Genomic DNA, 14,148 nt, shown 5'->3' with positions numbered 1-14,148 from the left:
CCCCGTGCTACGGGCGTACGCCGGGTCCCGCTCCGCCGTTCCTGACCGGCCGTGTGTGGATCTTGGCGATGCACGCCGGCATGGCGGCGCCCTGCTCATGGCTCCGGGCCCGGTAGGCGCTGGGGGTCTCGCCGACCAACTGCGTGAAGCGCGAACTGAACGACCCGAGCGAGGTGCAGCCGACCGCGAAGCACACCTCGGTCACGGTCATGTCGCCACGCCGCAGCAGCGCCTTCGCCCGCTCGATGCGACGCGTCATCAGATAGCTGTACGGGCTCTCGCCGAAGGCGGCGCGGAAGCTGCGGGAGAAGTGGCCCGGGGACATCAGGGCGTCCCGCGCCAGCGCCGTGACGTCGAGCGGCTCGGCGTACTCGCGGTCCATCCGGTCACGCGCCCGCCGCAGCCGGACGAGGTCGGCGAGGTCCTGGCGTTTCACCCGAGCAGTTTCCCACAGCGCCCCCACAGCGCCCCCGCCGGCGGCAACGGGCGGCGCCAGGCCGGCCGCGCCGCCCGGACCACCGGCACCGGCACCGGCGCCGACGACGGCCGCGGCGGCGCCGGGACCGCCGCCGCGGACCGGTCAGGAATGGAGAAGCGTCCGCCGGGGGCCGTGCCTAGCCTGGGACCCATGGACCTCACCATCCAATGGACCTTCCTCCCGCACGACGACCCCGAAGCCTCCCTCGCCTTCTACCGCGACACCCTCGGCTTCGAGGTCCGCAACGACGTCGGCACCGACAGGATGCGCTGGATCACGGTCGGCCCGCCCGGCCGGCCGGACACGTCCATCGTCCTGGAGCCCCCGGCCACCGGCCCCGGCGTCACCGAGGACGAGCGCCGCACCATCACCGAGATGATGGCCAAGGGCACGTACGCCCGCATCACCCTCGCCACCGCGGACCTCGACGGCGTCTTCTCCCGGGTACGGGCCGGCGGCGCCGAAGTCGTCCAGGAGCCGGCCGAGCAGCCGTACGGCGTGCGTGACTGCGCCTTCCGGGACCCGGCCGGCAACCTGATCCGCGTCAACGAACTCCGCTGACCCGCAAGGCGATCGCACCCCCGCTCCCACCGCCGGGCGGCACGACGGCCGGCCGGCGCCGGGCCCCTGCCCCCGCCGGCCGGCCCGTCGCCGTGATCCGTACCGGAGGCGAGGGAACCGGACGTAGGCTCTGACCCGGCCGGATCGAGCACGGCGCGACGCCGACGGGGACCACGCAGGCGGCCCGCCCGACAGATGGAGACACCATGAGCAAGGCCAGGACGAGCACGGACGGGCCGTCGCCCGCCCCGCACGCCGCCGACAGCCACGATCTGATCCGGGTGCTCGGCGCCCGGGAGAACAACCTCAAGGACGTCAGCGTCGAGATCCCCAAGCGCCGGCTGACCGTGTTCACCGGTGTGTCCGGCTCCGGGAAGAGCTCACTGGTCTTCGACACCATCGCCGCCGAGTCCCAACGGCTCATCAACGAGACCTACAGCGCCTTCGTGCAGGGGTTCATGCCCACCACGGCCCGGCCCGACGTCGACGTCCTCGACGGGCTGACGACCGCGATCAGCGTCGACCAGCAGCGGATGGGAGGCGACCCGCGCTCCACGGTCGGCACCGCCACCGACGCCCACGCGATGCTGCGGATCCTCTTCAGCCGGCTCGGGAAGCCGCACATCGGCCCGCCCAGCGCGTACTCCTTCAACACCGCCTCCGTCCGGGCCAGCGGGGCCATCACGGTCGAGCGCGGTGCCAAGAAGGCGGTGAAGGCGACGTACCACCGCGTCGGCGGCATGTGCCCGCGCTGCGAGGGCCGCGGCACCGTCTCGGACATCGACCTGACCCAGCTCTACGACGACACCAAGTCGCTCAACGAGGGCGCGCTCACCATCCCCGGCTACAGCATGGACGGCTGGTACGGCCGCATCTTCGCCGGCTGCGGCTTCTTCGACCCGGACAAGCCGATCCGGCGGTACACCAAGAGGGAGCTGCACGACCTCCTCCACAAGGAACCCACCAAGATCAAGGTCGACGGCATCAACCTGACCTACGAAGGCCTGATCCCGAAGATCCAGAAGTCGATGCTGTCCAAGGACATCGACGCCCTTCAGCCCCACGTCCGCGCGTTCGTGGAGCGGGCGACGACGTTCGCCACCTGCCCCGAGTGCGACGGGACCCGGCTCAGCGAGGGCGCCCGCTCCTCGAAGATCGGCGGGATCAGCATCGCCGACGCCTGCGCGATGGAGATCAGGGACCTGGCCGTATGGCTCCGCGGCCTCGACGAGCCGTCGGTGGCACCGCTGCTGACCGCGCTCCGGCACAGCCTCGACTCGTTCGTGGAGATCGGGCTCGGCTACCTCTCGCTCGACCGGCCGGCGGGCACGCTGTCGGGCGGCGAGGCGCAGCGCGTCAAGATGGTCCGCCACCTCGGGTCCTCGCTCACCGACGTCACCTACGTCTTCGACGAGCCGACCATCGGACTCCACCCCCACGACATCCAGCGGATGAACGGCCTGCTGCTGCGGCTGCGGGACAAGGGCAACACGGTCCTCGTGGTGGAGCACAAGCCGGAGACGATCGCGATCGCCGACCACGTCGTCGACCTCGGCCCCGGCGCCGGCACGGGGGGCGGAACGGTCTGCTTCGAAGGCACCGTCGAGGAACTGCGGGCCGGCGGCACCATCACCGGCCGCCACTTCGACGACCGGGCCTCCCTGAAGGAAACGGTCCGCAAGCCCACCGGAACGCTGGAGATCCGCGGCGCGTCCACGCACAACCTGCGGGACGTCGACGTCGACGTCCCCCTCGGGGTGCTGTGCGTGGTCACCGGAGTGGCGGGCTCCGGCAAGAGCTCGCTGGTGCACGGCTCCATCCCGGCCTCGGAAGGGGTGGTGTCGGTGGACCAGGCGCCGATCCGCGGCTCCCGGCGCAGCAACCCCGCCACGTACACCGGACTGCTCGACCCGATCCGCAAGGCGTTCGCCAAGGCCAACGGCGTGAAGCCGGCGCTGTTCAGCGCCAACTCCGAGGGCGCCTGCCCCACGTGCAACGGAGCGGGCGTCATCTACACCGACCTCGCGATGATGGCCGGCGTCGCCACCACCTGCGAGGACTGCGAGGGCCGGCGCTTCGACGCGTCGGTGCTGGAATACCGCCTCGGCGGCCGTGACATCAGCGAGGTGCTCGCGATGCCGGTGGCGCAGGCCGAGGAGTTCTTCCGCGACGGCGAGGCCCGCACCCCGGCCGCGCACAGGATCCTGGAGCGGCTCGCCGGCGTCGGGCTCGGCTACCTCACCCTGGGCCAGCCCCTCACCACCCTGTCCGGCGGCGAGCGGCAGCGCCTCAAGCTGGCCACCCACATGGCCGACAAGGGCGGTGTGTACGTCCTCGACGAGCCGACCGCCGGTCTGCACCTCGCGGACGTCGAGCAGCTGCTCGGGCTGCTCGACCGGCTCGTCGACGCCGGCAAGTCGGTCATCGTCGTCGAGCACCACCAGGCGGTGATGGCCCACGCCGACTGGATCATCGACCTGGGCCCGGGCGCCGGCCACGACGGCGGCCGGATCGTCTTCGAGGGCACCCCGGCCGACCTCGTCGCCGCCCGCTCCACCCTCACCGGCGAACACCTCGCGGCCTACGTCGGCGCCTGACCCGCCGGGCCTCCGGCAACCGCGGCGGGGCCGGCCGTCCGATCCGGGCCGGCCCGCCCACGGCCACGGCCGTTCCGGCCGTACTGCTACCCCGCGTCCCGCCCGGTCCGCAGGGCGAAGACCGCCAGGTTGAGGTCCTTCATGGCCTGCCGCGCGGTTCCGGTGTCGTCGCCCCGGTCGATCGCCTCGAGCGCGGCGGCCGCCGCGGTGCGCACCGGGTGCGGCAGGCCCTCGTCGGCGGCGATGCGGTAGGCGATGGTCCGGCGGGCCGACCGCTCGTCGGGGGAGACCCCGCCACCGGTCAAGGGGAAGGCGGCGGCCTCGTACGCGGTGATGCCCAGCAGCACCGCGTGCGCCAGCCCTTCGGCGTAGCCGTGGTCGTGGGCGTCCCGGGCCGCCCGGCCGTAACCGGCGAAGACCCGCCGGCGGATCAGGAGGCAGCCGCCCAGGACCCCGGAACCGGTCACGACGCCCGCGATCGCCGCGGCGACGGGCCCGCTCACCAGGAGCCCGCCGAGAGCGGCGAGCACCGCGCCCGCGAGCGTCAGTTCGACGGAGATGAGCAGGTGTACGCGGCGGAGGGCGCGGGCCTGTGTCATGCCGGGCATTATGCCGACCGGCCCCGCCGCACACGACGCCCGCCCGGTGCCGTGCTCCCGCACCCGGGCTCAGGCCCCTCCCGGCCGCCCGGCCAGAACGCCGCCGTCGCCCATGGACCGGCGCGTACGTCCGGGCCACCCCCCGGGCCGGCCCCGGATGGCCGGCCGGCGTTTGCGGGGCACGGGACCGGGTGTTCCAGTGGAACCGGACACCGCAGGGCCGGCGAGGCCGCGAGGTGGCGCCCGCCACCGCACCGGTGAGCGCTCGCCGTACCCCCGGTGAGGAGGCGCTGCCCCATGCAGGAGTTCGACCGCGGTCCGACGGCCCAGTTCGCCGAACTGCTCGCGCAGGTGCCCGACCCACCCGTCCCGGCGGCGTTCTGGTCCGACTGGGGACCCGTCTTCTACCGCGGCCGGCTCGACGGTTCGGCCCGGGTGCTGATCGTGGCCTCGGACCCCGGACCGACCGAACGGATCGCCGGACGCAGCCTGGTCGGCAACGCCGGACAGCGGGTGCAGGGCTTCCTCACCAAGCTGGGGCTGACCCGCTCCTACGTCTGCCTCAACGCCTGGGCGTACGCGGTCCACCCCGGCCAGGCCCTGGCGATGAAGGACCGTCTCGACGACCCCGCGCAGAAGCAATGGCGCAACACGGTCTACGACCGGGCCACGGACGCGACACTCCAAGCCGTCGTCGCGATGGGGTTCATGGCCCGGGAGGCGGTACGGCTGTGGACGACCCGGCCCCCGGTGCCACTGATCGAGATCCCCCACCCGTCCAGCCACGACGAGCAGGCGCTGCTGAACGCCTGGCGCGACGCCGTCACCCGACTGCGCGCCATCGTGACGCCGGACGACGACGGCGACAACACCGGCCCCACCTACGGCACCGCCTTCGAGGAGTCCGACCACAGCCCCGTCCCGCGCCGTGACCTGCCCTTCGGCGCACCGGACTTCCTGGGCGACGACGCCTGGGTGCGCGCCCAGCCCGGTGACGCGCAGAACTCCGTGGGCCGCCCGTCGCCGGACGATGGTCACACCCTGGTCTGGAAGGCGCCGAGCTGATGGCCCTCGTCCTCCTCGGCACCGTCGTCACCTTCGACGACGATCACCGGATCCTCGACCCCGGCGCCGTGTACGTCGGCGACGACGGCCGCCTCGACGCGGTGCGACTCGCCGGCCAGGACCCGCCGGCCGGCTACTCGGACGCGCCCCGGATCGACACCGAGGGGCTGATCCTCCCCGGGCTGATCGACCTCCACAACCACATCGCCTACAACACCCTGCCGCTCTGGGAGGCCGTGGGCGTGCCCTACGCGCACCACGACCGCTGGGTCGACGAGAAGGACCCGCCCGACTACTCCACGGCCGTCACCTGGCCCGCCAGGGTCCTGCAACAGGCCGCCCCCGAGGCACTGCTCAAGTACGTCGAGGTCAAGGCCCTGGCCGGCGGGACCACGACCATCCAGGGCGCTCCGCTCTCCACCCGCCCCGTCAACGGCTGGATGCTGCGGATCGTCGACAACGAGAAACTGCCGGCGGGCACCGACATGGTGATGACCGCCGCGCTCCAGCGTGACGCGGAGGAACTGCGCGACGTCCGGGCACCGATGCTCGACGGCACCCGCGTGCTGATCTACCACGTCGCGGAGGGCCGGAAGGGGTCCCTCGTCCACCGCGAGTTCGACGACCTCGAACCGTGCCTGAGGCCCGGCCTGATCGGCGTCCACGGCACCGCGCTGGCCGCCGCCGACTTCACCAAGTGGCGGGACGCCGTCGCGGCCGTCAACGCCGCGGAGAAGGGCACCCTCGTCTGGTCGCCGTTCTCCAACCACTGGCTCTACCACGAGACGACCGACGTGGTCGCCGCCCACAAGAAGGGGCTGCGCATCGCCCTCGGCTCCGACTGGTCGCCCTCGGGCACCAAGCACGTCCTCGGCGAGCTGAAGGTCGCCGACGCCGTCAACCGCCACGACCTGGGCGGGCACTTCACCGACCGCGACCTGTGCGACATGGTCACCGCGAACCCCGGCGACGCCCTGGCCACCGCCTGGGGCCCCCACGTGGGCCGCCTCCGGCGCGGCAGCGCCGCCGACCTGCTCGTACTCGAACACCACGACCCGGCCGAGGACCCGTACCGCAATCTGATCGGCGCGACCGAACGGCACGTACGGCTGGTGATGGTGCGCGGCCGGCCGTTCTACGGCACACAGGCGCTGATGACCGCGGCCGGGGCCACGGACACCGACCCCCTGACCGTCGCCGGGGTCAAACGCCGCGTCGTGGTGCGCCGGCCGGACCGGACCGACGCCCGGCTCGACTGGCCCGGCGTCAAACGCGCCCTGGAGAAGGTCCGCCAGGACCCGGTGGCCGCCTGGCGCGCCGCACAGGACGCCCTCGCCGAATGGGGCGGGCCGCTGGACGACCCCGACGCGCCGCTCGTCCTCTTCGGCGACATGCCGGAGGGCGACCTCGGCGCCTTCGGCGCCGCCGGGGAGGTCCCGTTGGACCTGGTCATCCCGCGCCTGGACCCGCCGGCCCACGACGCCGCCTACTTCGCCGCGGTGGCACGCTCCGGTGTGCCGCGGCTCCAGCACCTCGCGGAGCACTACCCATGAGCCCGGCCATCGCGGAACCCTCCCGGACCCTGCCCGACTCCATCGGCCTCGACGCGTTCACGGCCCACGCCGGCGCCGACCCGCTGCCGCTCGCGGCGCGCTACCGGCTCGTGGCCGCCGCCCGCGTCCTCCTCGAGGAGCTCTACGTCCACCTCCCGCTCAAGCGGGCGATGCACGCCACCGATCCGGTCCAGCGGCTGCGCCTGCTCGAACGGCGGCTCGCCCCGCTCGGCGAGCTCCAGTTCCACGCCGAACTGGCCGGGATCTTCCGGGGACTGGGCGACCTCCACACCGTCTACCAGCTCCCCGACCCGTACCGGGGGCACGTCGCGGCGCTCGGCTTCCTCGTCGAGCGGTACACCGACCCGGACGGCACGCCCCACCACATCGTCACCCGGATCGATCCCTCGCTCGTCCACGCCGGCTTCGACGTCGGCGCCGAACTGGAGACCTGGAACGGCGTCCCCATCGAGCGGGCCGTCGAACGCAACGCGGCCGCGCAGCCCGGCTCCAACGCCGACGCCCGCCTGGCCCGCGGACTGGAGTCGCTGGCCCTGCGCCCGCTGCGGACCGGCCCACCGCCCGACGAGCACTGGGTGCTGCTGACGTACCGCACCCGGACCGGCCGGCGTCGCGAGACCCGGATCCCCTGGCGGGTGCGCGCCGCCGAGTGGTACGCGGGGCGCGCCCAGGACCCGGTGCCCACGCTCGCCACCGCCCTGGGCATCGACGCCGGCAACGAGGCCACGCGCCAGATCAAGCGCGCGCTGTTCGCGCCGCCCCCGGCACGCCGTTCGGCCGCGCGGGCGTTCCGCGGCGTCCTCGACCACCGGACGGTGCGCGTCCGCGGCCGCTCGTACGGCTACCTGCGCGTGTTCTCGTTCAACGTCCCCGGCGCACGGGCGTTCGCCGAGCAGATCGCCCGGATCGCGGCCCGCGCTCCGGCGGGCGGGCTGATCATCGACATCCGCGGCAACCCGGGGGGCCACGTACCGGCCGCCGAGTCCGCCCTCCAGGTCCTCAGCGAGAGCCCCGTCACCCCGGTGAGCTTCTCGCTGTCGACGACGCGCGCCGCACTCGTGCTGGCCCGGTCCCACCCCGGCTTCCGGATCTGGACGAACTCGATCCGCGACGCCGTGGAGACCGGCGAGGTGTACTCGCAGGGCTTCCCGCTCACCGACCCGGAGGCCATCACCGCCGGACTGCCGCGCCACACCGGCCCCAAGGTCCTCATCACCGACGCGCTCTCGTACTCGGCCGCCGACATCTTCGCCGCCGGCTTCCAGGACAACGGCCTCGGCCCCGTCCTCGGCACGGCGCACCGGACCGGGGCGGGCGGCGCCAACGTGTGGACGCACGAACTGCTGCGGGTGTGGCTGCCCGACCTGCTCGGCGACCTGCCGCGCGGCGCCGGGTTCCGGGTCGCGCTGCGGCGGGCCACCAGGGCACGCGGCAACGTCGACGTCCCGCTGGAGGACCTCGGCGTCCAGGCCGACGAGGTGCACCGGCTGACCGAGCGCGACGTCACCGGGCGCAACCAGGATCTGCTGGCGGCCGCCGCCGCGCTGCTCGCCTGATGCCCCGTCCGCCGGACGCCCGGCCGCCCGGCGGCCCGGCGGCCGTCCCGCCCCGGCAGCGGGCGGCGAGCCCGGGCCGGTGTCAGCCCTTCCGTACCGCCGTGACCGTGAAGCGCTCGACCTCGGCGATGTGCCCACCCGTGAACGCGACCACCGTCAGCACCGCGTCCTTGGCGCCCTTGAACGAGACGGACGACGACCAGGGCTGGCCGGAACCGCCCGCCGGGGTGCAGCAGGAACTGCCCAACGGGGCCTCGGAGGACGGCTGGCGCACCTGGACCCGCAGGCTCTCGTCCACGCCGCTGATCCGCCCGCCGACGGTCAGGGGGGAGCGGACCACGGAGCCGTAGGCCGGCGCGGTCAGGGTGAACGTCGTGTCGTCGGTGCCCACGACCTCCCAGGGCGCGTCCCGGCCGGTGCCGTACCGCACCAGGTGCACCACCGCCGCGCTGCCCGAGGACTCCGGACCGCGCAGCCCCACGCCGATGCGTGCCCGTGTCGCGCCGATGGACCGTGACGTGACGCGGTCGATCTCCGTGAAGCCCAGATAGCCCCGGGTGAACGACAGCGCGGTCTGCTCGGCGTCCAGGTGCCAGGGCTGGTGGCCTCCGGCGCGATACGCGCGCTGCCAGTCCTGCGCCTGCGCGGGCGTGGTGAAGGGCCACATGGGCTGGAACCGCCCCAGGCCCGGAACCGGCGCGGTGGCACCGGGACCGGCGGTGGTGGACGCGTCGGGCCGGGGCGTGCCCGGGACGGCCGGCGCGGACGTCGGCCGCCCGCTCGGCGCGGGCGCCGGACGCGAGGAGGAGGGCGGGGCCGCCGAGGACGGCGCCGACGGGACGGGTCTGGCGGACGGCGACCCCGAAGGCGCCGTGTCCGGGCGCCCGTCGGTGCCGCTGCAGGCGAGCAGCGACAGGCCGGTCGCGACCGTGACGGTCATGAGGCGGAAGCGGAGCCAGACGTTCATTGATGCCCCAGAGAACGAGTACCGACCCTCGGCACTGTTCGTCCGGCCATTTTGCCACGGAACGGGCCCGCTTCCCAGAGTGCCCCGGTCCGTCCAAGTGCCCCGCCGGAGCACGGCGTTTATAGGATCGGGAACCACACCGACACGGGAGGCGCACGAAACGATGGCCGTCATCCACCGGACCACGATGTCCCCGACGAAGCTCGAACTCCTCACGTCCTGGCTGCCCACGCGCCCCTGGTACGTCCCCACGGGCGCCACGCCCGCACTGGACAGGGCGGGCGGCTTCCGGCTCGACGACCCGGAGGGCGAGGTGGGCATCGAGTTCATGGTGGTCACCGACGCCTCGGGGGACCGGCCCGTCACGTACCACGTCCCCCTCACGTACCGCGCCGCGCCGCTGGAGCAGCCGGACGCCCACGGCGACGAGGCCCTCATCGGCACCTCCGAGCACGGCGTACTGGGCCGGCGCTGGATCTACGACGGCGCGCACGACCCGGTCCTCCACGCCCAACTCCTCGCCCTCCTCGCCGGGAAGGCGGAGCCCCAGGCACAGAGCGAATCCGGCACCCCCGACAAGACCGTCACCCGGCACGGCGCCGACGCCCCCTTCCCCGCCCCGTCCGGGCCGGGCACCGCCACCGACGGCGCGGAGGGCACCGACATCGTCCTCCCGGCGGGGTCCGGCCCGCTGACGCTCACCGTCACCCGCGTCCTGCGGCCCTCGGCCCCCGCCCCGGACCGCCCGTGCGTCACCGCCGCCTGGCGCCTGCCCGAGGGCACCGAGCACCGGGCCCCCTTCGCCCTCCTGCGCACCGCCCCCTGACGCCCGGGCGTCCCGACGCCGGTCCGCGCGGTCCGCGCCGCCCCGCCGGGCCGGCCGCGCGGGCCCGGCGCCAAGGCGCACGAACTGTCCGCGAGCGGCCGCACCACCGGCAAGATCGTCCTGGCCACCGGTCCGGCGGACCGCTGCTCTTCTTCGACCCCCGCGCCACCCCGCACCCCCTCGCCTCCCTCCTCCAGGCGGTGCGGCTGGAGGGCGGCCTCTGCCGGTTCCGTGACAAGTTCTACGTCTAGGCCACCGGGTGGCCCACCCCGTCGCCCTTCACCGAGCTGTACGAGCGGCTCGGCAAGGACCCGGAATGGCGGACCCACGCCGTCGCCAGCGGGCACAACATCATGCGCGACGCCCCCGAGGCGCTGCTGGAGGTGCTCCTGGGCCACGGGTGACCGGGCCCCGCGCCCGGCGGCACGGCCGCCCGGGTACCCTGTGCGCCGGCCGCCCGGTACCCCTGACGGTCCGGTCGGGAACCGGCCACGGCGCATCCGTGTCCCAGGGGGTGGAGACCGGCGGCAGGGGGGACGGAAAGATGAAGGCGTGGGTGGTCCCCGGTTACACGGAGACCAGAGAACTGGGCTCGGGCGCGAGCGGCCGGGTGGTGCTGGCGGTGCACGACGGGACGGGCATCCCCGTCGCGGTGAAGTACCTCAGCGACCGCCTGCGCCGCGACCAGGCGTTCGTACGGGACTTCCGGGCGGAGGCACGGCTCCTCGGTGGGCTGCACTCGCCGTACGTCGTCGGCCTCTACGAGTACGTGGAGGCGCCCGACGGCGCCGCCATCGTGATGGAACTGGTCGACGGCATCGCCCTGCGCGCCGTGCTCAAGCAGAGCGGGCACACCGACCCCGAGGCCGCCCTGGTCGTGCTCAAGGGCTCGCTGCTGGGCCTGGCCGCCGCCCACCGGGCGGGGGTCGTGCACCGCGACTACAAGCCGGAGAACGTGCTGGTCGCGGCGGACGGCTCGTCGAAGCTCGTCGACTTCGGCATCGCAGCCGACGACGGCACCACGCCCGGTGTCGCCGGCACCCCCGCCTACATGGCCCCCGAGCAGTGGCAGGGCGGGCCCGCCTCCCCGGCGGCCGACGTGTACGCGGCGACGGCCACCTTCTTCGAGTGCCTGACCGGGCGCAAGCCGTACACCGGGCAGAACTTCGCGGAACTGGCCCTCCAGCACATCGAGGCCCCGGTCCCCGAAGCCGACGCCCCGGAGCCGGTCCGGCCGCTCATCCGCCGGGGCCTGGCCAAACACCCCGAGGAACGCCCGGAGGACGCCGAGGCGTTCGTCGCCGAGCTGGAGGGCGTGGCCCGCGCGGCGTACGGACCGGACTGGGAGGAGCGCGGTCAGCGCAAGCTGGCGGCGCTGGCCGCGCTGCTGCCCCTGCTGTTCCCGTCGGCGGGCGCCCCGCCGGCGTCCGCCACCGCGTTCGCCACGACCTCGCTGTGGGCGCCCGGGCGGCGCGGCTGGCTGGGCGCCGGCGCGGCGCTGGCGCTGGGACTCCTGCTGATCTTCACCGAGGCGGAGGCCACGGACCTGACGGGCGGCGCGACGGTGCGCAGCGCGCGGGCGACGACCAGCGCGGCATCGGGCGCCCCCGTCCCGGGAGCGCCGGGAGCACCGTCCCCCTCGGCCTCGACCGGCACCTCCGCCCCGCCGTCCCCGTCGGCGTCCGCCAGTACCTCGCCGTCCCCCTCCGGCTCCACCTCCCCGGGCGCGTCCCCGACGACCGCACCGGCCACCCCCGGCGCGCCGGGGACGACCACGACGCCACCCGGCACCGGACCCACGGACACCAGCCCCACCACGACCCCGCCCACCACCCCGCCCCCACCGGCCCCGGTGGACGTGAAGGCGGTGAACGTGACCTCGTTCCGGCAGACCGACTTCACCGCGGCCCAGGTGACGCTGTCCGTCGACGCCTCCGGCCCGGCGACCGTCCTGCTCGAATGGTTCAGCAGCGACGCGCGGGGCACGCTCGGTGCGCCCGAGGGCTCCATGACCTTCCCGTCCGCCACGGCGGCCACCGCCCGGACCCTCACCTTCTCGGGCCAGGGCTGCTACTGGGGCGTACGGGCCACGACCACGCCCGCGGCCGGCAACGGGGCCGCGACCCAGCAGATCCTGATCAGGCGGTGCGAGATCCGATGAACGACGACGACTACAGCGCCACCGCCCTCGGCAGCCAATGGATCAGCGGCCCGCCCGCCACGGCCGACGTGACGGCCGTGGCACCCGACCGCGCCGACGGCTCCGTGCTGCGCTTCGGACCCGGGGTCACCGCTGCCGCCGTGGCCCCGTTCCCGGTGGAGCCGGCGCCCGCGCCCGCCCGGCGGGGCGGTGGACCGCGCCGGTACGCGCTCGCGGCGGCCGTGCTCGTCGCCGTCATCGGCTACCTCCTGTTCCAGCGCTACGGACCGGGCATCGAGGTGCGGGACCTCACCGTCACCACCGACCCGTCCGGCCCGGCCTGCGGCGCCGCCGCCGACGTGGTGGCCCTGGTGCGCACCAACGGCCGCGCGGGAACCCTGACGTACCGGTGGGTCCGCAGCGACGGCACCCGTTCCGAGCAACTGACCGAGCGGGTCGCGGGCGGCCACCGGGAGGCCACGCTGCACCTGCTGTGGACCTTCCAGGGGCCGGGCCACTACCCGGCCGAGGCGCGGATCGAGCTGCTGGAACCCGCCCGGCGCACGGCGGCGGTGGCCTTCACCTACGACTGCGCGACCTAGAGTCTCAGTCGGTGTCCTCCGGGGCCTCGGCGGAAGCACCCGGGCCCGGGGCCCCCGGCGCGTCCCGGCCGTCCGGTTCGGGGTGGTGGCCCGGCCGGGTGGGCGGGCCGGCGAGGGGCGTCGGCGAGAGGCTGGAGGGCTCCTCGCCGGGCTCCAGCAGCGTGTCGGCGGCGCCCACGATCAGGGGGTCCGGCTCACCGACCGCGGACGTGTCCTTGTTCTCGTAATCGACGCGCCACAGCAGGCTGCGTATCGCCTCCAGCCGGGCCCGCCGCTTGTCGTTGCTCTTGACCACCGTCCACGGCGCGTGCTCGGTGTCCGTCGCACGGAACATCGTCACCTTGGCGGCGGTGTACGCGTCCCACAGGTCCAGCGAGGCCACGTCGGTGGGCGACAGCTTCCACTGCCGCACCGGATCGACCTGGCGGATCGCGAACCGGGTCCGCTGCTCGCCGCGCGACACCGAGAACCAGAACTTCACCAGCAGGATCCCGTCCCGCACGAGCATCGACTCGAAGAGCGGGCACTGGCGCAGGAACCGTTCGTACTCGTCGTCCGAGCAGAAACCCATGACCTTCTCGACACCCGCGCGGTTGTACCAGGACCGGTCGAAGAACACGATCTCGCCGGCCGACGGCAGATGGGCGACGTACCGCTGGAAATACCACTGCCCCTTCTCCCGCTCGGTCGGCTTGTCCAGGGCGACGATCCGCGCCCCCCGGGGGTTGAGCCGCTCGGTGAACCGCTGGATCGTGCCGCCCTTGCCCGCCGCGTCCCTGCCCTCGCAGATCACCACCAGGCGGGCCCCGGTGTCCTTCACCCAGCGCTGGAGCTTCAGCAGCTCGATCTGGAGGATCCGCTTGGTCCGCTCGTACTCGCCGCGCCGGATCTTGCGGTCGTACGGGTAGTTCTCCCGCCAGGTACGGATCGGCTCGCCCGCCGAGTCCAGCACCACCGGCTGCTCCGGCCGGCTCGCGTCCACGCTCAGGCCCGCCAGCAGGTCCTCGGCCCGGCGCTCCCCGTGTTCCATGTCCTCCGCCATGTCCCACCCCTACCCGCCCGCGCCCGGACTACCGCCACCGCCGGCCCGTCCCGCCCGAACGGCTCCGGCGGCCGCCGCGGCGGCCCGTACGGCCCTCCCGGCGTGCAGGAGCGCGGAGGAGGGCGGAGCATGAACGTGAGG

General features: G+C 74.3%; 12 protein-coding genes. 8 read left to right on the top strand and 4 right to left on the bottom strand.

Annotated elements, in window-relative coordinates:
• Positions 1 to 7: 7 nt before the first annotated feature.
• Positions 8 to 436, bottom strand: a complete 429-nt coding sequence (locus tag ACZ7LK_RS11950) for a helix-turn-helix transcriptional regulator (protein ID WP_392273009.1) — start codon at positions 434 to 436, stop codon at positions 8 to 10.
• A gap of 192 nt (positions 437 to 628) precedes the next feature.
• Between ACZ7LK_RS11950 and ACZ7LK_RS11945 the strand changes: the two genes are divergently transcribed.
• Positions 629 to 1,039 carry a VOC family protein gene (locus ACZ7LK_RS11945; protein ID WP_471139992.1) on the top strand — a complete coding sequence of 137 codons (411 nt, stop codon included), beginning with the start codon at positions 629 to 631 and terminating at the stop codon, positions 1,037 to 1,039.
• Positions 1,040 to 1,245: 206 nt separating this feature from the next.
• Complete coding sequence (locus ACZ7LK_RS11940) at positions 1,246 to 3,636, top strand: ATP-binding cassette domain-containing protein (protein ID WP_392273011.1); 2,391 nt, start codon at positions 1,246 to 1,248, stop codon at positions 3,634 to 3,636.
• A gap of 86 nt (positions 3,637 to 3,722) precedes the next feature.
• On the opposite strand, the gene ACZ7LK_RS11935 is transcribed toward ACZ7LK_RS11940, so the two are convergent.
• A complete protein-coding gene (locus ACZ7LK_RS11935; RefSeq protein ID WP_471139988.1) occupies positions 3,723 to 4,235 on the bottom strand; it encodes a hypothetical protein in 513 nt (170 codons plus the stop codon).
• 297 nt (positions 4,236 to 4,532) lie between these two features.
• Here ACZ7LK_RS11935 and ACZ7LK_RS11930 point away from each other — a divergent pair, with 297 nt between their 5' ends.
• From ACZ7LK_RS11930 to ACZ7LK_RS11920, 3 genes are read left to right on the top strand one after another with little or no spacing between them, the layout of a single operon-like run.
• Positions 4,533 to 5,300, top strand: coding sequence for a uracil-DNA glycosylase family protein (locus ACZ7LK_RS11930; protein ID WP_471139986.1), 768 nt, complete (start codon positions 4,533 to 4,535; stop codon positions 5,298 to 5,300).
• Entirely contained in the window at positions 5,300 to 6,853 is a 1,554-nt protein-coding gene (locus ACZ7LK_RS11925; RefSeq protein ID WP_471139983.1) for an amidohydrolase family protein, read from the top strand. The genes ACZ7LK_RS11930 and ACZ7LK_RS11925 overlap by 1 nt, the downstream gene beginning before the upstream one ends.
• A complete protein-coding gene (locus ACZ7LK_RS11920) occupies positions 6,850 to 8,430 on the top strand; it encodes a S41 family peptidase (protein WP_471139980.1) in 1,581 nt (526 codons plus the stop codon). Before ACZ7LK_RS11925 ends, ACZ7LK_RS11920 begins: the two co-directional genes overlap by 4 nt.
• 82 nt (positions 8,431 to 8,512) lie before the next feature.
• Here the strand turns inward: ACZ7LK_RS11920 and ACZ7LK_RS11915 are convergent, their stop codons facing one another.
• Positions 8,513 to 9,397 (bottom strand): hypothetical protein, encoded by an 885-nt coding sequence (locus ACZ7LK_RS11915; protein ID WP_471139977.1) that lies wholly within the window; start codon positions 9,395 to 9,397, stop codon positions 8,513 to 8,515.
• 163 nt (positions 9,398 to 9,560) lie between these two features.
• Here ACZ7LK_RS11915 and ACZ7LK_RS11910 point away from each other — a divergent pair, with 163 nt between their 5' ends.
• The 3 genes from ACZ7LK_RS11910 to ACZ7LK_RS11900 all read left to right on the top strand — a co-directional run bounded on the left by ACZ7LK_RS11910 (position 9,561) and on the right by ACZ7LK_RS11900 (position 12,965).
• Positions 9,561 to 10,223 (top strand): maltokinase N-terminal cap-like domain-containing protein, encoded by a 663-nt coding sequence (locus ACZ7LK_RS11910; protein ID WP_471139975.1) that lies wholly within the window; start codon positions 9,561 to 9,563, stop codon positions 10,221 to 10,223.
• A 544-nt stretch (positions 10,224 to 10,767) separates the two neighbouring features.
• On the top strand, positions 10,768 to 12,384 hold the full coding sequence (locus ACZ7LK_RS11905) for a serine/threonine-protein kinase (RefSeq protein ID WP_469465104.1): 1,617 nt from the start codon (positions 10,768 to 10,770) through the stop codon (positions 12,382 to 12,384).
• Entirely contained in the window at positions 12,381 to 12,965 is a 585-nt protein-coding gene (locus ACZ7LK_RS11900) for a hypothetical protein (RefSeq protein ID WP_392273020.1), read from the top strand. The genes ACZ7LK_RS11905 and ACZ7LK_RS11900 overlap by 4 nt, the downstream gene beginning before the upstream one ends.
• A gap of 4 nt (positions 12,966 to 12,969) precedes the next feature.
• On the opposite strand, the gene ppk2 is transcribed toward ACZ7LK_RS11900, so the two are convergent.
• Positions 12,970 to 14,007 carry a polyphosphate kinase 2 gene (gene ppk2, locus ACZ7LK_RS11895; protein ID WP_469465098.1) on the bottom strand — a complete coding sequence of 346 codons (1,038 nt, stop codon included), beginning with the start codon at positions 14,005 to 14,007 and terminating at the stop codon, positions 12,970 to 12,972.
• Positions 14,008 to 14,148 lie beyond the last annotated feature (141 nt).

The sequence above is a fragment of the Streptomyces sp. NPDC039423 genome, assembly GCF_055598725.1.
This window is presented reverse-complemented; position numbering and strand designations above follow the sequence as displayed.

Bases quoted from the DNA above. Each gene is read 5' to 3' on its own strand.
- ACZ7LK_RS11945 (WP_471139992.1), top strand. From the start codon at position 629: ATGGACCTCACCATCCAATGGACCTTCCTCCCGCACGACGACCCCGAA.
- ACZ7LK_RS11940 (WP_392273011.1), top strand. From the start codon at position 1,246: ATGAGCAAGGCCAGGACGAGCACGGACGGGCCGTCGCCCGCCCCGCAC.
- ACZ7LK_RS11935 (WP_471139988.1), bottom strand. From the start codon at position 4,235: ATGACACAGGCCCGCGCCCTCCGCCGCGTACACCTGCTCATCTCCGTC.
- ACZ7LK_RS11930 (WP_471139986.1), top strand. From the start codon at position 4,533: ATGCAGGAGTTCGACCGCGGTCCGACGGCCCAGTTCGCCGAACTGCTC.
- ACZ7LK_RS11925 (WP_471139983.1), top strand. From the start codon at position 5,300: ATGGCCCTCGTCCTCCTCGGCACCGTCGTCACCTTCGACGACGATCAC.
- ACZ7LK_RS11920 (WP_471139980.1), top strand. From the start codon at position 6,850: ATGAGCCCGGCCATCGCGGAACCCTCCCGGACCCTGCCCGACTCCATC.
- ACZ7LK_RS11915 (WP_471139977.1), bottom strand. From the start codon at position 9,397: ATGAACGTCTGGCTCCGCTTCCGCCTCATGACCGTCACGGTCGCGACC.
- ACZ7LK_RS11910 (WP_471139975.1), top strand. From the start codon at position 9,561: ATGGCCGTCATCCACCGGACCACGATGTCCCCGACGAAGCTCGAACTC.
- ACZ7LK_RS11905 (WP_469465104.1), top strand. From the start codon at position 10,768: ATGAAGGCGTGGGTGGTCCCCGGTTACACGGAGACCAGAGAACTGGGC.
- ACZ7LK_RS11900 (WP_392273020.1), top strand. From the start codon at position 12,381: ATGAACGACGACGACTACAGCGCCACCGCCCTCGGCAGCCAATGGATC.
- ppk2 (WP_469465098.1), bottom strand. From the start codon at position 14,007: ATGGCGGAGGACATGGAACACGGGGAGCGCCGGGCCGAGGACCTGCTG.